Annotated in this window: 28 protein-coding genes; 8 read left to right on the forward strand and 20 right to left on the reverse strand. The window is 36.6% G+C overall.

What is annotated here, in order from left to right; translation table 11 throughout:
- Positions 1 to 9: 9 nt before the first annotated feature.
- Positions 10 to 204: a hypothetical protein gene (locus tag LCX93_RS08420; protein WP_226065888.1), complete on the reverse strand. Its 195-nt coding sequence runs from the start codon at positions 202 to 204 to the stop codon at positions 10 to 12.
- 65 nt (positions 205 to 269) lie between these two features.
- Between LCX93_RS08420 and LCX93_RS08425 the strand changes: the two genes are divergently transcribed.
- Positions 270 to 611, forward strand: a complete 342-nt coding sequence (locus tag LCX93_RS08425; RefSeq protein WP_226065889.1) for a hypothetical protein — start codon at positions 270 to 272, stop codon at positions 609 to 611.
- A 56-nt stretch (positions 612 to 667) separates the two neighbouring features.
- A complete protein-coding gene (locus tag LCX93_RS08430; RefSeq protein WP_226065890.1) occupies positions 668 to 1,561 on the forward strand; it encodes a glycosyl transferase in 894 nt (297 codons plus the stop codon).
- Here the strand turns inward: LCX93_RS08430 and LCX93_RS08435 are convergent.
- From LCX93_RS08435 to LCX93_RS08455, 5 genes are read right to left on the reverse strand one after another with little or no spacing between them, the layout of a single operon-like run.
- A complete protein-coding gene (locus LCX93_RS08435) occupies positions 1,558 to 1,941 on the reverse strand; it encodes a thioredoxin family protein (protein ID WP_226065891.1) in 384 nt (127 codons plus the stop codon). The genes LCX93_RS08430 and LCX93_RS08435 overlap by 4 nt on opposite strands.
- Positions 1,934 to 3,739 carry a multiheme c-type cytochrome gene (locus tag LCX93_RS08440; RefSeq protein WP_226065892.1) on the reverse strand — a complete coding sequence of 602 codons (1,806 nt, stop codon included), beginning with the start codon at positions 3,737 to 3,739 and terminating at the stop codon, positions 1,934 to 1,936. The genes LCX93_RS08435 and LCX93_RS08440 overlap by 8 nt, the downstream gene beginning before the upstream one ends.
- Positions 3,736 to 4,938 (reverse strand): cytochrome-c peroxidase, encoded by a 1,203-nt coding sequence (locus tag LCX93_RS08445; protein WP_226065893.1) that lies wholly within the window; start codon positions 4,936 to 4,938, stop codon positions 3,736 to 3,738. Before LCX93_RS08445 ends, LCX93_RS08440 begins: the two co-directional genes overlap by 4 nt.
- A gap of 31 nt (positions 4,939 to 4,969) precedes the next feature.
- Positions 4,970 to 5,347, reverse strand: a complete 378-nt coding sequence (locus LCX93_RS08450) for a hypothetical protein (RefSeq protein WP_226065894.1) — start codon at positions 5,345 to 5,347, stop codon at positions 4,970 to 4,972.
- Entirely contained in the window at positions 5,347 to 5,913 is a 567-nt protein-coding gene (locus LCX93_RS08455) for a precorrin-2 dehydrogenase/sirohydrochlorin ferrochelatase family protein (RefSeq protein WP_226065895.1), read from the reverse strand. Before LCX93_RS08455 ends, LCX93_RS08450 begins: the two co-directional genes overlap by 1 nt.
- 135 nt (positions 5,914 to 6,048) lie before the next feature.
- On the opposite strand from LCX93_RS08455, the gene ahbA reads away from it, so the two are divergent.
- Positions 6,049 to 7,053 (forward strand): siroheme decarboxylase subunit alpha, encoded by a 1,005-nt coding sequence (gene ahbA, locus LCX93_RS08460; protein ID WP_226065896.1) that lies wholly within the window; start codon positions 6,049 to 6,051, stop codon positions 7,051 to 7,053.
- 308 nt (positions 7,054 to 7,361) lie between these two features.
- On the opposite strand, the gene LCX93_RS08465 is transcribed toward ahbA, so the two are convergent.
- Positions 7,362 to 8,600 (reverse strand): IS110 family RNA-guided transposase, encoded by a 1,239-nt coding sequence (locus LCX93_RS08465; protein WP_226065897.1) that lies wholly within the window; start codon positions 8,598 to 8,600, stop codon positions 7,362 to 7,364.
- Positions 8,601 to 8,898: 298 nt separating this feature from the next.
- On the opposite strand from LCX93_RS08465, the gene LCX93_RS08470 reads away from it, so the two are divergent.
- Genes LCX93_RS08470 through LCX93_RS08480 form a run of 3 tightly spaced genes read left to right on the forward strand, consistent with a single transcriptional unit; the run spans position 8,899 to position 9,744 of the window.
- Entirely contained in the window at positions 8,899 to 9,303 is a 405-nt protein-coding gene (locus LCX93_RS08470; RefSeq protein WP_226065898.1) for a hypothetical protein, read from the forward strand.
- Positions 9,293 to 9,454, forward strand: coding sequence for a hypothetical protein (locus LCX93_RS08475; RefSeq protein ID WP_226065899.1), 162 nt, complete (start codon positions 9,293 to 9,295; stop codon positions 9,452 to 9,454). The genes LCX93_RS08470 and LCX93_RS08475 overlap by 11 nt, the downstream gene beginning before the upstream one ends.
- On the forward strand, positions 9,451 to 9,744 hold the full coding sequence (locus LCX93_RS08480; protein WP_151899954.1) for a hypothetical protein: 294 nt from the start codon (positions 9,451 to 9,453) through the stop codon (positions 9,742 to 9,744). Before LCX93_RS08475 ends, LCX93_RS08480 begins: the two co-directional genes overlap by 4 nt.
- Before the next feature lie 10 nt (positions 9,745 to 9,754).
- Here the strand turns inward: LCX93_RS08480 and LCX93_RS08485 are convergent, their stop codons facing one another.
- The 5 genes from LCX93_RS08485 to LCX93_RS08505 all read right to left on the reverse strand — a co-directional run bounded on the left by LCX93_RS08485 (position 9,755) and on the right by LCX93_RS08505 (position 13,637).
- Positions 9,755 to 10,057: a metal-sulfur cluster assembly factor gene (locus tag LCX93_RS08485; RefSeq protein ID WP_226065900.1), complete on the reverse strand. Its 303-nt coding sequence runs from the start codon at positions 10,055 to 10,057 to the stop codon at positions 9,755 to 9,757.
- A gap of 22 nt (positions 10,058 to 10,079) precedes the next feature.
- On the reverse strand, positions 10,080 to 11,318 hold the full coding sequence (locus LCX93_RS08490; protein WP_226065901.1) for a hypothetical protein: 1,239 nt from the start codon (positions 11,316 to 11,318) through the stop codon (positions 10,080 to 10,082).
- An 8-nt stretch (positions 11,319 to 11,326) separates the two neighbouring features.
- Positions 11,327 to 11,674 (reverse strand): hypothetical protein, encoded by a 348-nt coding sequence (locus tag LCX93_RS08495; RefSeq protein WP_226065902.1) that lies wholly within the window; start codon positions 11,672 to 11,674, stop codon positions 11,327 to 11,329.
- Between the two features lie 86 nt (positions 11,675 to 11,760).
- Complete coding sequence (locus tag LCX93_RS08500; RefSeq protein ID WP_226065903.1) at positions 11,761 to 12,408, reverse strand: Crp/Fnr family transcriptional regulator; 648 nt, start codon at positions 12,406 to 12,408, stop codon at positions 11,761 to 11,763.
- Positions 12,405 to 13,637 carry a glutamate-5-semialdehyde dehydrogenase gene (locus LCX93_RS08505; RefSeq protein WP_226065904.1) on the reverse strand — a complete coding sequence of 411 codons (1,233 nt, stop codon included), beginning with the start codon at positions 13,635 to 13,637 and terminating at the stop codon, positions 12,405 to 12,407. The genes LCX93_RS08500 and LCX93_RS08505 overlap by 4 nt, the downstream gene beginning before the upstream one ends.
- 66 nt (positions 13,638 to 13,703) lie before the next feature.
- Between LCX93_RS08505 and LCX93_RS08510 the strand changes: the two genes are divergently transcribed.
- Positions 13,704 to 14,462, forward strand: a complete 759-nt coding sequence (locus LCX93_RS08510) for a pyrroline-5-carboxylate reductase (RefSeq protein WP_226065905.1) — start codon at positions 13,704 to 13,706, stop codon at positions 14,460 to 14,462.
- Positions 14,463 to 14,474: 12 nt separating this feature from the next.
- On the opposite strand, the gene LCX93_RS08515 is transcribed toward LCX93_RS08510, so the two are convergent.
- From LCX93_RS08515 to LCX93_RS08550, 8 genes are all read right to left on the reverse strand, one after another.
- Complete coding sequence (locus LCX93_RS08515) at positions 14,475 to 14,885, reverse strand: hypothetical protein (protein WP_226065906.1); 411 nt, start codon at positions 14,883 to 14,885, stop codon at positions 14,475 to 14,477.
- A 90-nt stretch (positions 14,886 to 14,975) separates the two neighbouring features.
- Entirely contained in the window at positions 14,976 to 16,448 is a 1,473-nt protein-coding gene (gene thrC, locus LCX93_RS08520) for a threonine synthase (RefSeq protein WP_226065907.1), read from the reverse strand.
- Between the two features lie 40 nt (positions 16,449 to 16,488).
- Positions 16,489 to 17,715 (reverse strand): murein hydrolase activator EnvC family protein, encoded by a 1,227-nt coding sequence (locus LCX93_RS08525; RefSeq protein WP_226065908.1) that lies wholly within the window; start codon positions 17,713 to 17,715, stop codon positions 16,489 to 16,491.
- Entirely contained in the window at positions 17,715 to 18,527 is an 813-nt protein-coding gene (locus LCX93_RS08530; RefSeq protein ID WP_226065909.1) for a cell division protein FtsX, read from the reverse strand. The genes LCX93_RS08525 and LCX93_RS08530 overlap by 1 nt, the downstream gene beginning before the upstream one ends.
- On the reverse strand, positions 18,514 to 19,185 hold the full coding sequence (locus tag LCX93_RS08535) for a cell division ATP-binding protein FtsE (protein WP_226065910.1): 672 nt from the start codon (positions 19,183 to 19,185) through the stop codon (positions 18,514 to 18,516). The genes LCX93_RS08530 and LCX93_RS08535 overlap by 14 nt, the downstream gene beginning before the upstream one ends.
- Positions 19,178 to 20,350, reverse strand: coding sequence for a tRNA (guanosine(46)-N7)-methyltransferase TrmB (gene trmB / locus LCX93_RS08540; RefSeq protein WP_226065911.1), 1,173 nt, complete (start codon positions 20,348 to 20,350; stop codon positions 19,178 to 19,180). The genes LCX93_RS08535 and trmB overlap by 8 nt, the downstream gene beginning before the upstream one ends.
- Positions 20,350 to 21,735 carry a fibronectin type III domain-containing protein gene (locus LCX93_RS08545; RefSeq protein ID WP_226065912.1) on the reverse strand — a complete coding sequence of 462 codons (1,386 nt, stop codon included), beginning with the start codon at positions 21,733 to 21,735 and terminating at the stop codon, positions 20,350 to 20,352. Before LCX93_RS08545 ends, trmB begins: the two co-directional genes overlap by 1 nt.
- Positions 21,683 to 22,657 (reverse strand): RluA family pseudouridine synthase, encoded by a 975-nt coding sequence (locus tag LCX93_RS08550; RefSeq protein ID WP_226065913.1) that lies wholly within the window; start codon positions 22,655 to 22,657, stop codon positions 21,683 to 21,685. The genes LCX93_RS08545 and LCX93_RS08550 overlap by 53 nt, the downstream gene beginning before the upstream one ends.
- A gap of 53 nt (positions 22,658 to 22,710) precedes the next feature.
- Between LCX93_RS08550 and LCX93_RS08555 the strand changes: the two genes are divergently transcribed.
- A complete protein-coding gene (locus LCX93_RS08555; protein ID WP_226065914.1) occupies positions 22,711 to 23,823 on the forward strand; it encodes an FtsW/RodA/SpoVE family cell cycle protein in 1,113 nt (370 codons plus the stop codon).
- The last annotated feature ends 7 nt before the right edge of the window (positions 23,824 to 23,830 follow it).

A 23,830-nucleotide genomic window follows, 5' to 3' on the forward strand; every position in this document is an offset into this window, starting at 1 on the left:
ACCCCTTTGTTATATATAATATAATAATAAAGAAAGAAAAAGTGCACCTAAAAATGTCACCATTACCATAACAGCACGTTTTTGAGACTCTTGAATCTTATGATGTGCCTCCAAATAATCACTCAATCTGATTGCCGGATAGATTGTAAAAATAAACATTGGAAAAGTTAGCACCAAAATAATCATAATATCGTGAAGTGTCATCAAAATCCCTCTAAATTAAATTTTTCTTTATGGTTATTATTATATCATATAACAAAGGGGTTACTATGAAAAAAATTATAATTTCGACTGTTTCAATACTTTTAGGCACGCTGGTTTTTAATGCCTGTTCCACAACCACATCTGTCTCTTCAGAAGATGCAAAAACTGCTAAATTCTCACATTTCAAGCATGCTATACCACTCAGAGAAGTCCATGATTTGATTCGTAAAGCCGGTGAAAAAGAGGGATGGAGAATGACCGAGTTTAAAGAAAATGCGCTGATCGCAGAAAAAGAAAAACATGGAAGCATGAAAGCTGTTACAATTATTTTTACCAAAAGATATTTCAATCTTTCACCAAAAGATGATGATTTGCAAGAGGCTATAGAAAAAGAACTAAAGGAGTAGTTATATTTATATACTTTTGATACACTTTACAAAGAAAAGAAAACAAAAGGTATTAAATGGATTTTTTTAAATATATACATGCAGTCGGCACGGGTCCCAAAGGCAACAGAGATTTAAGCTTTGAAGAGAGTAAAGATATGATGCAGCAGGTTTTGGACCAGAGTGTTCCAAGTGAACAGATTGCCGCATTTTTGCTAGGTTGGAGACTCAAGCCTGAAACAACCGAGGAGTTCCGTGGAGCTTTGCACGCATGTGACGAATATACCAAAAAAGAGAATATTCCAGATTCGATAGAATTGGGGTACCCTTTTGACGGCAAAGCAAAAAATCCATATATATTTCCCTTAGTAGCTAAGATTCTTGAAAAAACAGATTTGAGTTTAGTTATTATGGGTGATGACAAACAACCGGCAAAAGACGGAATCACTATTAAAGACATATGTGAAAATATATCTCTTAGCCAAAATATTAAATATTTTGACCGAAAAGACTACTGCAACAAACTTCATAATCTCACTGATATCAGAAACAAGCTGGGGCTCAGAAGCGGTTTTAATACTATAGAAAAATTACCAAAGGTTGCAAACAGCAGTTATGCAATTACAGGTGTATTTCATAAACCTTATGTCAAAAAATATGTTGAAATTTTTTCAGACAGATATGAAAAATTCGCTTTAATACAAGGGAATGAAGGAACACCTGAGCTTTTCAGTAAAGGACGTTTGTGGCTTGCGAACGGAGATGATGTTGAAGAAATAATAGTAGATCCGCAATATTACGGAATTAATTATAAAAAATCATGGGATAAAATCACATTGCAAGACTCATTGCAACAGCTAAACAACCCTTCAGACGAGTATTTAAAACTAGCACGTTTAAATGCTGCTGTTTATCTTTTTATAGCCCAGAAATATGATAGCATTGGGGAAGCTTTTGAAGCTTTAAATTAGTCAAAATGAAGACATTGAACAATATCTTGAATGTCAAGCTTCACAGTTAAAGCACTGCATTGAGGCAATTCATTAGTATCAAGAATAAAAAGTGCAGGATATTGTATTGTATATAACATTTCTACAGGATAACTCTCTTTTTGCCCGTCCTTTATTATAACAAAAACAGCATACCTGTCAATAGCCAAGGATATTGCTTTATTATGAATAATTTTGGCAAGTTCTGCATCGCACTGTGAACAATTCTTTTTCGTCAAAAAAACGACCAAAAATTTTCCTGTTTTTAAAGCCTTTGCATGTGCTTTTTCATAAGAACTCTCCACCATAAAAGCATTAGCATAAAAAGTCAAAAGAGTAACAATAACTATACTTTTAATCAAACTGTTTCTCTATTTCTTTAATTGTAATAACAGGCGGATCCGGCAGTTGCGGGTATGCTGCTTTGACAACATTTGTTACCCACTGCGGATAAATTCTAAAGTTAAGTTTTATCTTTACATGTAAAGGATAGTGAAGTTCTTTTTGTAAAGAAAATTTTTCTACAACCCGTTTGCCTGCAGGAATTCTTGTATCTTTGAGCAGTTTTTCATAACGCCAAAAAAACAATCCGACAGGATTACCCTCTTTATCGCCAAAAACTTTGTTAAAAATAACAGACCCTTTTTCTATCTCTCCCTCTTTATTGAGTTTTCCGCTGCTTAAAACAGTTTTACCGTCTCTGTCTTTTACGGTAACATCAAGCCAAAGTTCTCGAAAATCTGCTGCGCCGGTAGGAAGCTTATGTCCTGCTCCGACATTTTTTACGCCTACATACAGGAGCCCTTTGTCAAGTTGCACATCCAATTTTGCCGATGTTTTTAAAAGCTGCAGCGACTGTGACTCATTTTCTTTGTTTTTCAAACCGGCTAAGAAATGATTTCCTCCTGCAAAGTAGTGTACTTTTATATCTTTTTTGTTGCTGCCTCCGAGAGTTGATTTTCCATGAAGCGGAGAAAATTTTCCCTCCGATAAATAGGTCATATGACAATCGATACACTCTTTATGCTCTTTTGGCTTCTTCGGATTGTTATAAGGTGATTTTTTCCACTGTTCATAGGTTGATACAACCTTCTTTCCACTGTGTGGTAAAAATTCATTGTGACAAGATGCACAGTACTCACTTTTTTTATACAAAGGCTTCATATACTCTTGCTTATGAACCTGAGGTTTGGCATTGATAAGCTTTTGGCTTATCCATACTTTCATATCTGTATGTGCGTCTTCATAGAGATACTTTTTTCTTTTTGTAAGGTTCAGCGTATATGAACTGTTTCCCCCGGGCTTTGCCTCTGTTATACGGTGACATGCAATGCAGGAAACACCCTGTTCCAGTCTGTTTGGATGCTTTTTAAATTCATTTATCAGGTTTTGGGAGCCCTTTGTGAAAAGTGGCTCAGGCATACTGTTGTCCTGCATAAAGTGCGTTGTCCGCTCTTGCTCCATACTCACAGCACTCGGATTATGACACCCCATACACCACTTTCTAAACTCTTTGCCTCTGTCCATTTCTGCCAAATTTTCCAGTACCATATAGTAAGGATTAGAGTCTGCAAGATGTCTGTGATTTGAATCCGCCCACTGTTTAAATATCTCAGGATGGCATGCCTTACATGTAACAGAGTTTGTCCAGTCTATGCTGTGGTGACGCTTTGCACCGTCGGAAAAAACAATATTTGTCAATTTCTCTGAACTGGAATATACATAATTTGGAAAGAACAAAAGTATCAGAAACGCTCCACTGTTGAGATATCTTAGCACAAAAAACTTTTTAAGATGTAATGCCAATAACAACAACAGCACAAAAGAACCGTACAAATGAAGAGAGTAGGAGAGTATTCCATACATATCGCCACCCCTGTTTCCCACTAGAAACAAATATGTTCCGCTGACAAGCAGAAGGACAAACACAACGGCAAATGCTACCCCGCTTTTACTCTTGTGTTTCATTAGAATCATGCTTTCATAGATATGCCTGTATAAAAAAGGAAGGACAAACATAATGGTAAGTATAATAGAACCAAAAATATGTAAAAACTCGATAACACGGAAATAGGACCACGTTATAGAAAAATAATTCATCAAAAGTATGCCGCTGATAAACATAAAAAGAATATCAAGATTTATAAATAAAATTTTCATTGCAGTTCCTTATACTCAACAACATCACCTTCAAGTGATTTTAAAAATGCTACGATTTCATCTATCTGTATCTCTGTCAACTCCATGCTTAACTGGTATTTTCCCATAATACGGACAGCTTCGCGCAAATCAAATACGGCTCCGTTATGAAAATAGGGAGATGTTTTGGTAACATTGCGCAAAATAGGCACCCGAAAAAGCTGTTCGTTGTTTTTGCCTAAAAATCCGCCCTTGTTTTCAAAAGGATATCTGCTGTACGGCTTCACATTAAAATCAAAAGCAGCCACATCACGCCCAATGTATTGTGTGCTGAAAATACCGGTGACATCTATGATATGATTATAATTTCGTGTCGGAAATTTCTGGACGGTCTGCCCTCCGACTGTTATGCCCGTATGACACCCTTTGCATCCGAGCTGAATGAAGTTTCGAAAACCTCTTTTTGCCTCTGCACTCATTGCTGCATTGTCCCCTTCCAAAAATCTGTCATAGGCACTGCGTGTCAAAAGTGTTTTTTGGTAAACATCCAAAGCCTTACAGACATTTTCAAAGGTCACGCCGTCCGAAAAAGTCTTTTCAAAAGTTTGTTGATATCTCTGGTTGTTTTTTAGCCTTGTTTCGACTGCCTGTGCCGATAGATTCATTTTGTATTTATCATGTATCATCGGAGCTACAGCTGCTTTGGAGCTTGTGAGTGAACCATCCCACATTCTGTATTTTGCCAAGGCTGAATTTAATATTGTCGGTGTGTTTAAATGGTTTGGAGCAGTTTTGGCACCCACTCCTATTGCCGCAGAGAGTCTGTCACTGCCGCTTTCATCCTTAATGTGACATACCATACAGTCGGTTTTTGCCTGGGGATGTGTCAGGTCATCTAAAAACTGCTTTTTATTATGAGGATTTTTTTTCAGCATATGACAAGAAGCACAGCTGATTGTTTTATCCTGCGAAAGTATTGTGTCAAAGTACAGACTTCTGCCTAAAGCTACTTTCTCTTTTGTTATCGGATTTTCTTTTGAATCCAGCAGTTTTAAAAATCTATCATACTCTTTGGGAACAGGGGACATGCCTCTGCTTAAGGCAATTTCACGAAGTTGATCATCACTGTAGAGCTGTTTTGGCTTGTTTGGAATTATATAAGGTAGCAGTTCTATCCAGCCAACTATAATAACAATAGCCAAAAAAGCCAAACGTAGCATAATGCACTCCCTTTATAAAACGAATATAAGATTAGATGCCAAAAAACTTTTTCAGCCAGTTTCTTTCTTCTTTTGTCTCTATATAGATTTTTCTCACTGTTTGATTTGCATCGCCAAGGACAATAACATCATTTCCGACAACTTTCAAATGTTTTTTTCCCCACTTTTGGTCCAGTTCATCCATGCGATACAATGAGTCTGCCGCATCCGGTTTTTCTTTTGTACCGGTACGTGTGTCAACAATGGCAAGACCGCCAATCGTTTTTTCAAATTTATAAGGACTGTAGACTTTAATCTCTTTATAAATTCTGTGCGGTTTTGCATCCGGTGTGGCTTTTTGTATTGCTATAAATCCAAGTGCAAAAAATGCAAACAACAATCCTAAAAACAATCCTTTTTTTACATTCATTACTTACTCCAGTTTTGTATATAATTTTTTGCTTTTTCATCAAGCATTTTCATTCTCTCTTTTCCCTTGGGCAGACGTGTCCGTAATACCTTCATCTCTTTTAAAAACTCTGCAATGCTGCTCGGAATCATCTTCTGTAAATATCTTCTCAGATGTTTTGCCACAGCGGGAGAAGCCCCTGACGTTGATATTGCAATAATCAGATCATCTTCTTTGATATATGAAGGAAAAATAAAATCACAATAATCAACAGAATCAACAGCGTTACAAAGACAATTATATTTTTTAGACTCTTCAAATATTTCTGCCTGCAGTGCAATATTATCCACAGCAATTACAACCATGGCAAAATCTTTTATATCACCCTCTTTATATGCACGTTTTTCCCATGTGAGCTTTTCTTTTTCTATACATTCCATCATTGCATCGGAATATTCCTGTGCAACTACATGTATATCCTTCGTAAAATCCAAAAGATGTTCCAATTTTTCATACGCAATGTTTCCGCCACCTACTATAAGAATTTTTTTACCATCTAATTTTAAAAATGCCGGAAAATAAGCCATTTCAAATACCCTTACTTAAGTTTTTGTAATCTAATCATAACATATACAGACATAAAGTTCTTGACAAATATCAATTTAAATTTAGATAAAGATAGATACAATCATTATGCTAAAAATTAATATAAAGTAATACAGATGAAACAAGAGATACTTTCAAGAATACAGAAAAAGTTTCCGTTGGTACAAAAACCTTTTGAGGTGATTGCTGATGAGTTGGGTATGCGAGAAGATGAAGTTTTAGAGATATTGCAAGCAGAAAAAAAAGCCAATATTATACGGCAGACTTCCGCCATATTTGACACAAAACGCCTGGGGTACAAGTCATCTTTGGTTGCGTTTAAAATTCCCGAAGAAAAAATCAGCACTGCCGTAAAGATTATCAATGCCCATCCTGGTGTTTCGCATAACTACGAAAGAAACCATGATTTTAACATCTGGTTTACCATGGCAGTTGCACCTGATTCTGTTTTGGGTTTAGAAAAAACAATACAAACGCTTGCCAGCCTTACTGAGGCAGATGATTATATTGTTCTGCCTACATTGAAGCTTTTTAAAATCAATGTCAAACTCAATACGACAGGAAAAGACGAAAAAAAAGAAGAGGTGAAAAAAGTTCTCCATAAAGATATAAAACTGACACCTTTGCACCATAAAATTATTCAAAGAGTGCAGTATGACATTGACTTTGTCAGTGAACCGTTTGCTGATATCATCAATGATCTCGATATAGACTATGAAACTTTTTTCAATACCCTGCAGGAGTTACAAGAAGCCGGTGTCATGAGACGGTTTGCCTCCATTTTAAACCACAGAAAAGCAGGTTTCAATGCAAATGCCATGGTCGTGTGGGATGTTGATGAAACGATTGGTGATGAGATAGGTGCAAAAGCAGCGGCTTTTTCTGCCGTAAGTCACTGCTACCTGCGTCCAAAATACAAAAACTGGCCCTATAATCTCTTTACAATGGTCCACGGAAAAACGACACAAGAGACAAATGCCATGATTGAGGAGATGGCACAGGAGATAGAATCAAAAGACTACATGCCTCTGTACTCATCAAAAGAGTTTAAAAAGGTACGGATTGAGTATTTCACACCAAAATTTGCCGAATGGGAAAAAAAACATGCTACAGTTGCATAAAGCAATCCTATAAAGAATAACTTAAACGGAGCGAAAAAATAAAAAAGACAATAGTCCCGTAACAATAAACTTTCAAAGAACATTTTGAGAGCCTTTTGGCTCTTAAGAGAGTTTGATTTTTGAAGCACTTTTTACAAGTCATTATCTAGAATTTGACTCAAGTGTTGCAATAATCAAACACCTAAAAACTGTTTGGTTGACAATGATAAAGTGCTAGGTGCCCCTTGAGGGTATAGACTGTTATATAATTGCCTATATAGTGTTTATCAAGTTCTATAACAACTTATTGTTAAATAGTTGAATGAAACTTAAGATACTGATGCCTGAAATACCCTTTGAGGATTATAGGCAACATTGTTTTTATAAATAGCTAAAATGATATGAGCAAGTTTCCTTGCAACAATGACTACAGCCTCTTTTTTGGCTCTGCCTTGAGAGACCTTGTCTCTAAAGAGCTTATTAAGTTCATTATTATGTCTAATAGCTGCAATGGCAGCTTGATATAACGCTTTTTTAGCTAACTTTGCACCTCTCTTTGCAATAGGACCATAACTAAGCTTATTGCCAGATTGCTCCAGTGTAGGATAGAGGCCCAAATAACCAATAAGATGAGAGTTGTTTTTAAACCTGCTCAAATCCCCACACTCACTAATGAGTGCAAAGATGGTTTTATCACTTACACCAGGAATGGTTCGAAGGTTATCAATAATATCCATGACCTCTTGCTCCTCATCCCTCTCAAGTTGTGGTGCTTGATGAAAAAGCTTTAGCATCTCATTTTCAAGCTCTTTAAGCTCCTCTTGTAGAAGTTTAATAAGTCGAATATGAGACTTTATGACATAAGCTCTCTCATCTACACCATTACCCTGATAGACAGAGTGTTTGGCTAACTCTAAAAGCTTTTTGGCTTTTTGCTCATTAAAGTTATTGCCTTTAATACCTCGAAAAGTTTTAAGTATCCTCTGCGCACTGGCATACTCATAATGCTTTGCAGTTGGATACTTTTCAAGTAGAGCAAGCCCCGTTACATTAAATGGGTCTTTTATTACCTGTTCCATCTCAGGAAATACTACAGCTAAGAGTGTAGATATCTGTCGTTTATGCTTTTTTATCTCCTCAAGGAGATTATTCTTATGTCTATAGAGTGATTTAATACTTTGGTAAGTATCTTCACTCACATAAGCTTTAGAGTATCTACCTGATTTGATAAGAGCTGCTATCATTAAAGCATCAATGTTGTCATTTTTTACTTTTTTCATACTGTCCATCTCTCTAAATCTATTTGTTTGATAAGGATTGAGTAATAGTACATTAAATCCTTTTTCACTCAAATAAAGGTAGAGATTTTCAAAGAAGATTCCTGTTGCTTCCATACCAATGGTAAAGGTTGAAACTTCATCAATAGAGTTCAAAAGTAAAACCAATTCACTAAAGCCATTCTCGTCATTATTAAACTTGAGTGACTTCTTTATTACTTTATCATCTTGATTAACCACACAGGCAACATGAAAACTCTTTGCTATATCTATACCTACATAATAGTGCATTGTGCATCCTTTCATTTGTTTAACTTTTTCTTACAGCCTCGTAACGATAGAGGATTGAGATAAAACCCATCCTGGCATCCTATAGGTAAGTTACACAAGTTAAACGCAGTATGCTTTCTTAGATAGTGGCATAAAACCTCATAAGGAAAAATGACTGTCATTCAACTCTTTAACTGTAAGTTGTTTTAGTATTTGACAAACACAAAAACGACTTTATCAAAAACTAAAAAACAATTATCAAACCACTACTCCCTTGGATGTAATGACTTGATAAATTTATTATACGAGGAGAAATATAATGGAAAGATTTTTTGAATTGGAAATTGCATATATTGTAATAGGAATATTTTTTTTGGCCATTACCGCCTTTGTCACAACAAGGGACTTTATGCCAAAAGGTGCCTTTAAAAAAGGAATGACTGGCATATTTGCCATATTTGCCATTATGATAGGTATTCATTATTTTGTAACAACCAAAAGAATGCAGGGTGTCAAAGAAATCTTCAATGAAGGCAAAACTGTCATCTGTGAAAACAAGATGAGAAGAACCATTTCACAGTCTGTGTTGATTTCCAAAGAACTTGGATGGAAACTTGATGGTGATTACTTCAAAAATCCTGATTTTATCAGAGATTTTCATACGGCAAGATGCGTAGACTATTCACCTATTGCCCCAAAAGATGAGCGTAAAAATGATAAGTAGACTCAAAAGATATGGTATGGCTGTCATTTTTTTGTTTTTAGTTGTCATTTTAATGCTACTGGGAACCCTGGGTGTCAAAGATTTTGGAGATCAGATGTTTAAAGATGCAAATATTACAATTACCCCGGAAGGAGAAAGGATACATTTATGAGTTTGACATTTTTATTGAGTATTGGAATTGTTCTAACAATTATCTTTCATTTTTTAGGTGTTTATGCCGGAGCAAAAAAAATAGTCTGGATTGCCATTATTCTTATATGGGCTGCTGTTATTTCTGTTGCAACAAGTGAGGTCAAGCCTAAAGCCTATGATGATATAAAAAGAATGCAGGGTAAATATAAAGATACAGACCGACTTATAGACGAAGCGATGCCAAAAGTTTCGGTATATGAAATGATACTGATAAAAAACAGTTATTTAAAACATGAGCCTCAAGAGTAGGCTCATACAATCAGGCAGCACCCAGTGCTTTTTTGACATTTTCATCAGCCATGGAAATATTCCACTGCGGTTCCCAGACAACTTCTACATCAGCACTTTTTACATTTGGCAGTTTTTCTACTGCCTCTTTTACCCATTGTAAAATCATCTGATGCATAGGACAGGCCTTTGTTGAAAGCGTCATGACTACTTTAACATTCCCCTCTTCATCACAACTGGCATCATAGATAAGACCCATTTCCACAAGATTAAAACCTACTTCCGGATCTATAACCGTTGAAATTGCTTGAAATAATTCATCTTTTGTATACATGTAGTTCTCCTCTTAAAAAATTTTATGCTTTAAAATTTATCATATAAAATACATTTCTGATAAATGCCAATGTTCCTATAAAAAGAAAAGAAGCACCGGCATGCAGGAATGCATCACCTTTTGTAAGTATTGCGATGGTAATCAAAACAACACCGACTGCACAAAACACAAACTGAGCCTGCGAACTTTTATACGGTACCATATCTGCCAGCATTGGAACCTTTTGCTTCCCCACCAATGGTGAAAACTTTTCAAACCAGACCAAAAACGGAATTATTTTGTAAATATGCCCTGTAATCAAAAAAGCAAAAAATCCAAAAAAGAGCAGCCACATAGAGGCCAGCAAAAATTCCTCTTTTTGTGTCAGAAAATAAAAAACGACAATCACAAGGGAAACCAACATGGAAATATAAGAGAACATCAAAGAGACCGCATAGATATCGTTCTCTTTTCTTGGTCTGGTGCTATAAATTATATAAATAAGATAAAAATAGACGAGCATCGAAACAGCTGCCAAAGCATAGCCGATATAAGCCAGTATATCTATCTTAAAAAATGAAGATATGACAACACTCACAACAGCAGCACTCATCATGATCAAAGAAATCTTTAATGGCTTCAAAGAAAAGCTGTGTGAGAGCGTAAACATGGGCACAAGTACAATGGAGAGTCCCATAATGGTTATAGCAATGTAACCGCCTAAAACCGCATAGACATGGGCTTTGAGCAAGGATGCAATATCCAAAGAAATTGTTCCGGCATAAGAGAGTGCCATTAAAAGCCCAAAAATTATTCCGAAAAACAAAAAAGTATTTGAAATAAGCAGACTGCTCATCACCAAAGTTAATTTTTCGACTTTAAATATTGTTAAAAAAATTTCGCCTACAAATATCAGCATAGATATTAATACAGTCACACCGCCGTAAGGCAACAGTGCGGGAAAATACAAAAATCCCAATACCATGAGCAGTGTACCCGTAAGCAGCAACGGCCAAATTGCATAAAAAAGTTCTACACCAAAGTGCCCGACTTCAAGAACAACCGGAACCAGTTGTGCCATTGCACCAAAAATCACCATCATGACAAAACCCAATAAAAACAGATGCGTAAAAGCTATCATATCCGGGTTGACAAAAGAGAGATTTGCAGCATCAAATGAAAAAAGATAGACTGATGCAAAAAAATAAAACAGGCTCCCTATCAGGAAAAAAGGAGCTATCAGTTTAAACGGCGGTGCAAAGTCCTGCGATATTTTTACCATTACTCAGCTCAACCGCCACAACTTGTCTGTGTCAAATCAGATTCACTTGCAGCATCTTTGTTATAGGAAAAAACAACTTTTACCAAACCGTCATCCAGCTCTTGTATATCATACTTCACATCATCTTCAAGTTTTGCAAAGAGTCCTCCCGGTGCTTTATGGTTGATCATAACCAGAGTATCGTTAGTGCCTTTTATAAGAGCCAAACCTGCCATTGCATTCACCATCGGGTGCGGCGGCCCCTCTTTTGATGTGTCAAAATAGTAGGTACTTTCTCCATCTTTTTGCAATTTGTAAAAATCAACGGTAGCACCGTCAACAACTATTTTTTCAGTTTCATTGGGTATATGTGACATTATCAATCCTTTTACTTATAAGATTTCATGATTGTAATCAAGAAAGCGTAATAACAGCTTGACTAATATCAATAAAAAGAAAAAAATCACTCAAAAAGGATGGTTAATGCCTCTTTATTGGTGATTTGGTATGAACTTGCCTCTTTTTTTACAAATCCTAACTTTGTGAATTTTTTAAGTATTCTCGAAAGTGTCTCGGGCGTCATGTGCAGATACTGTGCAAGCTGATTGTTTTTCATCTTCAGTGCCTCGTCATTTTCACAAATATATTTTGCAACTCTTGCCGTTGAGTCCAGAACAACATTCAAGGCTATCACATTGTCAAGATGCTTGATTTTTTGGGTCAGTGATTTAAAAAGAGCCAAAGAGATATCTTGATTTCCAAGAAAATACTCTTTGAATTTTTCAAAATCTATCTCTAAAACGCTTCCGTCACTTTCAAAAGCAGCAGAAGCAGGATAAGGAATACCTTCAAAAACCGCCATTTCGGCCACCATACTCTTTGGTCTAAATCGATGCAGAACGATTTCATTGTTTTTTGGATCTATTTTATAAATTTTCACAACACCTTCAAGCACCATTGTAAGATGCTCTGCTTTGTCTTTTTCATAAAAAAGAATTTCACCTTGAGAAAAACTTCTCTTTCTTGTGATTGAAAGTAACAGTTTCAACTCTTTTTCATTGAGATTTTCAAAAAAAACAATACTTTTTAGTTCATCAATAGTCAACATCATCTTATCTGCCCGCTTCCATAAATTTTATATTTATACGTTGTTAATCCTTCTATGCCCATAGGACCTCTTGCATGGAGTTTGTTTGTACTGATTCCCACCTCTGCACCAAAGCCAAAAGCACCTCCGTCTGTAAAACGGGTAGAGGCATTGACATAAACTGCCGCTGCATCAATGTTGTTTAAAAATTTCTCTGCTGTAGTGATATTTTCAGTAACAATAGCTTCCGAGTGTCCTGAGCCAAAATGCACTATATGTGCAATTGCCCCGTTGACACCCTCAACAACCTTCAAATTTAAAATATTTGCCAAATACTCAGTATCATAATCGGCATCTGTCGCATCTGCAACACTGATTATCTCCTGAGTTTTCGCACAGCCCTTTAATTGTGTATTTGCATTGTCAAAAGCCTCTTTTAATAAAGGAAGTACCTCTTTTGCTATTGTTTTATCTACCAACAGTGTCTCCATTGCATTACAGACACCCGGTCTTTGTACTTTTGCATTAATGGCAATTTTTATGGCACTCTCAATATTTGCGTCCTTGTCTATATAGGTATGACACTGCCCTTTGTCATGCTTGACAACACTTACCGTTGCATTTTCACTGACAAACTTTATAAGCCCTGCTCCTCCGCGAGGAATAATCAGATCTACATATTTATCCATTTTGATAAGTTTGGCCACACCTTCACGGGAACTGTCCGGAATCAAAGATATAAGAGATGTCGGCAAATCATGGTTTTCAAGGACTGCTTTTAAAACTTTAGCGATTGCTTTGTTTGAACGCTCTGCTTCTTTGCCGCCTTTAAGAACACAAACATTTGAACTTTTAAAACAAAGAGCAGCTGTATCGCTCGTAACATTAGGGCGTGATTCGTAAATTATACCGATTACGCCAATGGGAATACTCACTTTTTCTATTTTCAGCCCATCTTCAGTCAGCCACCCCTCAAGTACGCGTCCTACCGGTTCTTTGAGTGCAGCTATCTCTTCTACAGCCTTTGCCATAGACTCTATTCTCTCTTCATCCAAAAAAAGTCTGTCCATCAATGCAGAACTTAATTTGTTCTTCTCACCTTCGAGCATGTCAATAGCATTTGCTTCTATAAGGTCCATAGTATTGGCACGCAAAGCATTTGCCATTTCGTGTAGTATTTTGTTTTTATCACGTCCGCTCAAACTGTTAAATACTCTACTCGCAGTTTTTGCTTCTTTTAAAAATTGTTCCATATCCCCACCCATTTTTTAGACTTTATTTTAATAATGTTATACTACCATAAAACATTTAGGACTTGTATGAAAACAATTACATTTATCGGAAATGGCAATATGGCACTCAGCATTGCCAAAGGTTTAAAAAACAGTTACAAAATAGAAGTAGTGGGAAGAGACCGTAAAAAGTTAGACAGTTTTGAAGAAAAACTCGGTGTACATGTAAAGAAATCTCTTCTTGATAATTTTAATATTGAGGATAAAAATATTCTCCTGTGTGTAAAGCCGGCAAATGTAGAGGAAGTGTCAAAAAAACTGCAAGGCAGAGCAGAGGTACTCTATTCGGTTTTGGCCGGAACAGGCATTCAAAAGCTCAAAGACCATTTTAACACATCTGCAGTTGTAAGAGCTATGCCAAACCTTGCGGCAAGTGTTGGAAAATCCATGACAACACTCACAGGAGACACCACCTATAAAGAAGAAGCACAAACGCTTTTTAATTCTATCGGCTCAACAAGATGGCTGGCAAATGAGAAAGAGATAGACATAGCAACAGCTCTTGCCGGCAGTGGTCCTGCCTATCTTGCACTTATTGCAGAATCTTTAAGCGACGGAGCTGTCAAACAGGGACTCAAACGCGAAGACGCCATGGCTATTATGCGCGGTTTGTTTGACGGTTTTGGAAAGCTTATCCAGGAAATACACCCTGCACTGCTTAAAGACGGTGTCATGAGTCCTGGAGGGACAACAGCAGCAGGGTATGCTGCACTCGAGAAAGGAAATGTTCGCAATGCCTGTATCGAAGCAATAGAAGAAGCCTATAAAAAAGCAGTGAAGCTGTAACGCCGGGCTGCTTTAATACCCCTCTTCTGATTCATAGGTCAAATACAAAATCATAATCCAGATTAACAGACAGACAGAGACTATTTCATACCCTATCAGCCAAACTACAGGAAATGCATTGAGATTCAGTAACTGAAAGCTTTCCCAATTTGCATTTGCTATAAATAAAAATAAAAACAAAGCTCCTACGGTATAGGGAATACCGACAAAATAGAGTATGTATGCAACGAATTCCCATTGTTCGGGAATAAACAGATAATCTTTAAAATCGACTTTTTGAGAACCAAAACTCGTACGCTTTTTAGCTGTTTTTGTTTTTCTTCCATAAAAAGACTTTGCACGTCTTTCATTCAAAATCAGCTGATTGTAATAAAGCATATTCCGCTTTTGCTTTAACTTATCCTCAGTTGTTGTTTCATTCATAATTTTTCCTATTAAAGTTATTTTACATCTTTAATAGTTAAGGACAACTTAATCTGTTAATAATAATTATTTATCACTTTTATAAAAATGTTATAAAAATTTGAGTATCTCTTCTTCTATTTCCTCTTTTTCTATCACTGTTTTTTGCACTATCGGTTTGGTAAACAACTCTTGTATCATCTTTGGAATTTCAAGATTTGCCACTCTCGATATTGATTCTAACGCTTCAATATCTTTCATACCAATCTCTCCTGTCAGTGCATTTGCAATTACCGGAGAAAATTTCGTCCACTCAGCCGTCGAATATGCAATAGTCTTAATTTCAGGTTTTGAACATGTTTCGTAGGATTTCATACATGTTGCCGTATGCGGATCCATCAAATAGTTATATTTTTCAAAAGTCTCTTTGATGTATTTTTTACCCTCTTCTCCTGTACAAAAATCAGCATCAAAACACTCACGAAGTTTTGTAAGTTCATCCGCAGTCAATTCATAAAAATTATTTTCTTCAAGATTTTGCATTAACTCTTTTGTTCTGCCTTCTCCAAACAGATCGAACAAAACTCTTTCAACATTTGATGACTTTAAAATATCCATCGCAGGTGATGTCGTACCGATAACTTCACAATTTCTCAAATCATATTTCCCATCACGAATCAGACGCGTAAGCACATTGTTTTCATTGGATGAAATAATGATTTTTTCAACAGGCAGACCCATTTTCCAGGCATAATATCCCCCAAGAGCATTTCCGAAGTTCCCGCTTGGGACATTCAGATACACTTTTTCACCCATTGCAACGGCATTTTGACGAACCAACTCCAGATAAGAGTGAATATGATAAATAATCTGAAATATTATACGCCCGAAATTGACCGAATTTGCTGCCGAGAGTTTCATATCTTTTTTTAGCAGTGCATCCTTAAAACTTTGTGAAGCCAGCAAACGCTTTAAAGCACTTTGTGCATCATCAAAAACACCGTTTATGCCGATGACTTTTAGGTTTGGTGCATCTTCTGTCACCATCTGCAGACGCTGTACATCACTTGTTCCGCCATCCGGGTACAGACATGCAACTTTTACATTTGCTCTGTTTTTAAAAGTTTCAAGTGCCGCAGGACCGGTATCTCCGCTTGTTGCAGCCAAAATCAAATAATTTTCATTTAATCTCTGTGCGATAGAAGAGAGAACCACACCAAAAGGTTGCAGTGCCATATCTTTAAATGCGCGGGTAGGACCGTGGTACAATTCACTGATATAGAGGTTTTCTTTGACTTTTACAACAGGCACAGGATTGGATGCATCATCAAATTTGTCATACAGACCCAGTGCCTCATCAATCACTTCTTTTGCTATATCTATTTCAAAACGATCTAACATATCTGCTGCGAGTTCTTTATAAGAAGAGTTCAGATGCTTTTGTAAAAATTCTTCTCCGAGATCAGGAAGATGTTGCGGAACATATAAACCGCCAAAAGATGCTATGGGACTCAATATTGCCTCTGAAAAGGTAACCGTTTGCGGCTTGTTTTTATCTGCGCCGCGTGTTTGAATAAAGTTCATATTTTTTCTCTGTTTTTTATTTTTGCAATTATATCAAAATCTATTGAAATAAGCGTATCGGATTAATATGATTTGTTTTTTGTGTGACTTCAAAAACAAGTTCATCTTTGACCCTGCCGATTGTTGCACCTTTTGCAATCTTTTTCCCTTTTTTGACATTTGGTGCTATCTGTGAAAGATTTGCATAAATTGTATGGAGTCCGTTTTTGTGTTCGACAATAACAATATTGTCTAAAACTGCTGTCTTTGCCGCATAAATTACCTTACCGTTGAAAACAGTTTTTACTTTTGCATTAGGATATTTTGGTTTCAAAGAGATAGATTCATTAAATATCTTTATACCGTAAATAGGATCTGTATAGGTACCGTATTTTTTTGTAATGGTATAAGCATTCAGCGGAGCAATCGTTTTTCGTCCTCTGTACCTGATTGTCTTTATTGCCTGATAGCTGCTGCCGTGTTTTTTTACTTTTGGCAGGTTTTTTCCAAGTTTTTTCTGACGTTTTGCAAAAGCCAGTTTTCTCATCTTCTCTTCTTTTGCTCTTTTAATTTCATCTATTTTTATAAGATTCAGCTTAGAAAGCGTTCTTTTTAAAGCATTTTGCCTTCTTATAAGACTTTTTAACTCTTTTTTATAGGACTCTTTTGCCAAAGTCAGTTTTTTCAATGCTTTTTTATTCTCTTTTTTTCTTCGGATTACTTCTTTTCTTTTTTGATCTATATTGGCGATTGCCACTTCGAGTGAACTTACATGTAAACTGATTAAATCTATATTTTTTTCATTTTCAAAAAACTTTCTGCTTAAAAGTTTTGCTTTGTCTTTTGAGGCTTTGAGCATAGCTTTTAAAACTTCAAACTCCATGATAGCCTCTTCGTTTTCAGGATATTCTTTTTCCAGAACAACTGATAAGGAGACAGTTTTGGCTATAACAAAAATCAGATCCTCTTCGAGTTTTTGCCGTTTTTTTTGAAGTGCTTCCTGGGATTTTTTTAAAATTTTCAACTGCTGTATATTTTCACTGTGACTACTCTCTTTGAGAGAGAGTTCTTTTTCTAACTTTTTGAGATAAAGCGTTTTTTTTGCCAACTCTGTTTTTTGCTTGATGATAGCTTTTGCCGTCTGTGCCATTTTCGCATTGAGTACAGAATAGTTCTTCGTATAAGACTGCAGCGCAGAACTTGTTTTGTGTATTTTTTTATCTATTGCTGTTGAACCAAATACAGCACTGCTGCATGTAAAGAGTAAAAAAAATAATACAGCTCTCATCAGACCTCTTCTTTATGCCCTAAAACTATAAAACCTGCCAGTAAAATAGAGACTGTTATAGAAACGCCAAGCATAATCAGTGAATCATACACTCTGTCAAAAATCACAACAGATATACCTATGTTTGCAAACTGCTCTTTTACCCACGGACTTGAAGCAAAATAGGAAAAAGCTACAAATGAAATACCAAAGGCTATAAATGCATCAACAATGGAAAGCCGAAACAAAACTGCTGAACGCAGCCATACAGGCGCACCGAACAATCCCATTATATTCATTCTTTCATTGTGTTTAAACTGCCATATACGAAGTTCTTTAAATATTAAAAGTATCGTAACAAGCAAAATAGATATTGCCAAAACAGATATGACATTTTTAAAAAGCAGCAGCAGTTTATAGGTTGTGTCATGTGTATTTGAAAAAGTTTCCACTTTTGTAATATACGGGTACGATAAAAGCTCTTTTTTTATTTTTTGCAACTCTACAGGTGTCGGATATCTTTTTAATTTAAATTTATAAAATTTTGGCAATGTTATTTTCAACAGTTCTATATTTTTTTTACTTATCCCTGTATTGAGTTTTTTTATGATCTCATCAGGAGAAAGCTGTTCGACAGAAGAGAGTGCTGTTATTTTATCCGTCAACTCTTTTGGCTGCAATGTTTTTTGACTGACGACCACAAGTGAATAATTTTTAGCCAGATTCTCTTTATAGGCATTGATAGATCTGTCGACTATAGTAAAAATCTGCAATGAAAAAAGTATACTTACAAGAGCAATGACAAGAGAGATGTGGTTTTTAAATGACTTCATGTACCTCTCCGAATTCTATATGATAGTGTTTGTAATCAACCTTCATTGTTTCAGGAATATGGTGTGTTACCACAATAACAGTAGTTTTAAGCTGCTCATTTGCACCTTCTAAAAGATTCCAGATCAGCTGTGAAGAGTAGTCATCAAGATTTCCTGTCGGCTCATCGGCAAGTATCAAAATCGGATTATGTGCCAAGGCTCTTGCCATGGCTACACGCTGTTGCTCTCCACCACTGAGTTCCAAAGGATACTTTCCCACTTGATGCTGCAGTCTTACATGTTTAAGTAAAGAGTCAACCTGACTCTGTGTGATACTTTTTTCATAGCCGTTTATAATCAACGGCAGCATGATGTTTTTTTCTATTGTCCACTCTTTTATAAGTTTATAGTCCTGAAAAACAATACCAAGATGCTTTCGCAAAAAATTCAGCTTTGCACTTGAAACACCTTTGAGCTCAACACCTCCCACAACAAGACTTCCCTCAATGGGCTTGAGCGCACCATAGAGTGACTTTAAAAGTGTTGATTTGCCACTGCCGCTTGCTCCGGTTATAAAAACAAAACTTCCCGAGTCTATAGAAAAATTTGCTTTGTTAATAATGGTTTCATCTTTGGAATAAGCAAGAGAGAGGTTCTGTGCAATAATAACTTTATCCATGTAACACCTTGTTAAGTTCTTTGTGTGCTTTGAGATTACTTCGTGATTTTAATGGGTACTCAGGATAGTAGAAAACTTCCTCATTATTGATAATAAGATACAAATGTTCCGGCCTGTCAAAACTCCCCATTGACAAACGCAGCATAACCCCTTCTTTGAGTCTGTATACCCGTTCAAAATGTATAAAACCGCCTTCAAAACGAAAAGTCTTATTATGCAGTGCAATGATTTCTTCTGCACTCAAGCCAGGTTTTGTAAAAGCAAAGTCACCTTCAATAGCCAACTCCTGAGAAAATTCATCATTTATCATTGTCACATCATAAATGTTTTTTTCTTGTCTTTTCCATCTGTCTTCGTACTTTGAACTGATGGCAATGTCTTTGTTTTTATTAATTTGCAGTGTTATTTTGTCAAATGCTATAAAGGTCTCATAAGAGTACGCATAATAGTTTTCACTGTCTGTTCTGAGCTCCAAAGTTCCGCCAACCTTCAATACACGACGGGCTTCTTTGATAAAAGAAGTTGAAATAATTCTGCGATGCGGTTTTTTATCCCACGGAACAGGAAAATGCACATAAACAGCTCCGACGATATTTGAAGGAACAAGCTCCATAAAAAGCCTCGCATCATAATCAAGCACAAGTAAATTATCTAACTTTTGTATGACACTCTGTTTAAGTACCTGTTCTATAGAAGGACGATGAATCTCCAAGCCTATAAAGAGCACATCAGGATTCTTTGCTGCCTGGTGTAACAAATGCCGTCCCGAACCAAAGCCTACTTCAATGCGGACCTCTTTGTCCTGTGGAAATTCATTGGCAAAATATTCTATTTTTTTGAGTGCCGTTACTTCCTGCAGATGTATATTCTTCGGTGCCTGGGGTACATTGGATGTGATTACATGTAAGCCTGCAGCTTTTGCATATGCCAAAAGTGCTTTATGTACATTGTGTATGGAAGCAGGACGCGTAAGCTTGTCGGTTTTAAGCAGACTTCTGTTCTCTTCTTCCTTAACCAAAAGAAAAAAATCTTCACCTTCTACAGTCGTTGCAATGAGCTTTTCATCAGAATGCAAGGCATTTGATGCAATAAAATTAAAACTTACCTCATCACAAACCTTTGGAAAATCAATTTGTTTAAATTTTTCTATATGTAAATGTGGCATTAAATCTCGTTTAAATCTAAATCTTTAACAGGAGTCACTCTCTCTTGTGTGCTGTCTGTATTCTTTATATGGGTTTTGACATGAACCTCTTTTATCGGCGCACTCTTTTCTCCATCAACCACCTTGGTAAATGCACCCACTTTTATTTTGACTTCGGTACTCGGTTTTGAAACTATACCGTTTTCATCTATGCCGTAGAGAGTATATGTATACATACTGTCTGCAGTAATGTTTGTATCAAGAAATCTGTTTGTATGAATATGCTTATACTCTTTTGTTGTCTCTTTAAACCAGCCTATCTGGCGCTTTCTGACAATTTCATACGATTTGATTCTTGCGTCTGTGGTTTTCCAGGAAAGTTCTACACCTGAATCAGTAAGCTGTATTCCGGTAACAACAGGAGCATCGGGTTTTGGCAGTGTCATCCCCATAACGGTATTTTCATCATGTTCGCTTTCAAGCCCGTCTTTATCCACAACACTGACTCTGTAAAAATAAACCTGCCCGTCTTTGCTAATGTGATCTGTAAAGCTGTTGTTGTACAGTTTGGCTATCAGTTCAAATGAGCTGTCTATATCTTCACCTCTGTATAAATAGTATTGATGAAAATCTTTTTGTTTTGAAGCAGACCAGCTGATTTTTATCATTTTTGGCAAATTTTTGCTTGCACTTATATGTTCTACACTTTTTGGCAATGCCTTTGTTACAGATTTTACAATTTGTGAAGGTTGTGAAATGATTCCATCATAGGTCTTTGCCCGAATTCTGTACAGATATACGGCATTGTCTTTTAAATCTTCATCAATATACTCGGCATTTAAGCGCCCTTTTAGCGTTGCAACCTTTTTAAATGACTCATCTTCAACACTCTGGCGCTCAATTATATAGGATGCAACCCGCTGATTTTCATGCGGTCTCCATATAATTTTCGCACTTCGTGGAAGTCCGGCAATAGAGTGTATCCAGGCTACAGATTCCAAAACAGGGAGAGTACTGACATTATATACTTTACTGAGTTTGCCCTGGGCATCTTTGGAAACCACCCTGAAAGCATAACTGTATTTTGTCCCCGGTTCATTCTTTGCATCAAGATAATGCGTTTTAAATCTATTGTTTATACGGTCGTAATAATCCAGTTCTTTTGTAATTTTTTTCCCTAAAATTCTTTTATAGACATAAATACCGTTTACACGCGGATCTTTTATACTTTTCCATTCAAAGGCTACGGTTTTCATATCACGCATGATTCCGTTTTTTGTAAGCGTTACAACAGGCAGCGTAGAGTCTATAGCAATTTTTTTCTTTGGCAGCGGGCTTATTCCCTGACAGCCACTAAGAATCAGTAGTGAAACTGCGCATAATGTACTCAGGCTCAATAACTTCATTTAAAATCTCCGTATCAAATTTTTTATAAATTGTTTCTCGCATTATAGCATCAAACTCTGCTTGAAAAGTTAACTTTTCTTTTGTTGAGGGATGAATAAAGTAAATCATATAGGCATGCAGCAAAATACGTTCCGAATTCTCCTGTTTTGGGCTTAATCCATAGATATGATCTCCCAAAATATGACGGTTTATACTCTCAAGGTGCACCCTTATCTGATGGGTTCTTCCGGTAAAAAGCTTGCAGGCTATAAGCTGTGTGTGTTCGTCTTCACTCAAAGCCAGATGTTTAAACATCGTTTTTGCATACTTTGCATGTTCGAGTCCCGATGCCATTTTTAAACGGTTATGGGCACTTCTGCCTATGTTTGATTCTATAACAGTAATGTCTTCTTTTAAAGGAGGCACAATAACAGCTATATAGTAGCGTCCCATACTTTTGTCCTGCAACTGCTGTGACAAAAATTCATGGGCTGCATTGTTTTTGGCAACAACCATTGTGCCACTCGTTCCTTTATCCAGACGGTGCACAATACCGTGACGCTCTTCCCCGCTTATGGTAGAAAGCCTGATACCTTTGTGCTTGAGCCAGTCAACCAGAGTTGCCTCTTTGACACTCGGTGCGGGATGCACTGTCACTCCGCTTGGCTTGTTTATGACCAGAACATCATCATCTTCATATAAAATTTCAACATCAAAATCTACATCAAGTGCTTTTTCCTCTTTCGCCTCGGGAAATTCTACCCTGACTCTCTGTCCTGATTTAAGTTTTACACCCGGACGGGGAACTTTTTTTCCATCTACAAAGACACATCCATGTTTGATCAGTCCTGCTATTTGCGAACGGGTCTGTCCTATCTGTGCAGTCAGAAAAGTATCCAGTCTTTCAGGATTTACGCATTTGTATTCTTGTGTGTTTATCATTCTTTACAGCCTTTATGATACAATCATAATAATTTTATTTTGGAGTTACAAATTTGTGGAGATTTGATAAGAGTATTTTATCACAATTTGACTTTTTTTCCATCATTCTTATCATTCCTTTGATAATTATGTCGCATTGGCTCATCGGTGAAGCTGTTCCTGCTCTTGCCGAAAAACAGCTTGCCTATGTCGGTGTTGCATTTTTGGCTTTTTTGATTGTGTTTTTATTGCCTATAAGACGGATGAGCTGGCTTATCCCTTTTATATACTGGGGCAACATTGCCCTGCTTTTTGCAGTAGAACTTTTCGGACACTCACGTCTTGGAGCCCAAAGGTGGATAGAAATCCCCTTCATCAATGCCACCATACAGCCCTCAGAATTTGTAAAACCTGCGCTTATTTTAATGCTTGCCTATCTTATCAATAAAAATCCTCCGCCTATCCAAGGCTACAGACTCAAAGATTTTTTACGCATCAGCTTTTACATACTGCTCCCTTTTGTTCTTATTGCAAAAGAACCGGATTTGGGTACAGCCCTTGTATTACTACTTATAGGCTACAGTGTTTTGTTTTATGTGGGTGTTTATTGGAAAATTATAGCCACTATTGTTGCAGGAATTTTGATTCTCTCACCACTTGCTTATAAATTTATGCTGCATGATTATCAAAAAGAGAGAATTACAGATTTTTTAAGTGAAAAACCATCGTATCACGTACAGCAGTCTATCATTGCCATAGGCTCTGGCGGATGGAGTGGAAAAGACAAAGAGGATGCGACACAGACACAGATGAAATTTTTGCCTATCGCCACAAGTGATTTTATTTTTGCCTTTGTTGTTGAGCGAACCGGCTTTTTAGGTGCTTTGGCACTTATTTTACTCTATGCTATGCTCATATTGCATCTGTTGAGTCTGAGTATATTTAACAATGACTACTATATTAAAGTTGTCACTGTCGCTATCTCTTTTATGATTTTCATCTATATGGGTGTCAACATTGCCATGACTATAGGCTATGCCCCTGTAGTTGGCGTCCCTCTGCCTATGTTTTCCTACGGAGGCAGCAGTTTTTTAAATTTTATGATACTTTTTGCTATCATGCAAAATCTCATAACATTCCGATACAAAGATATGTATGACAAAGGGGGAACAAAAAGCTTTGTGTAGTCTCTGT

This window comes from Sulfurimonas sp. SWIR-19 (assembly GCF_020410885.1).
GTDB classification, from domain to species: domain Bacteria; phylum Campylobacterota; class Campylobacteria; order Campylobacterales; family Sulfurimonadaceae; genus Sulfurimonas; species Sulfurimonas sediminis.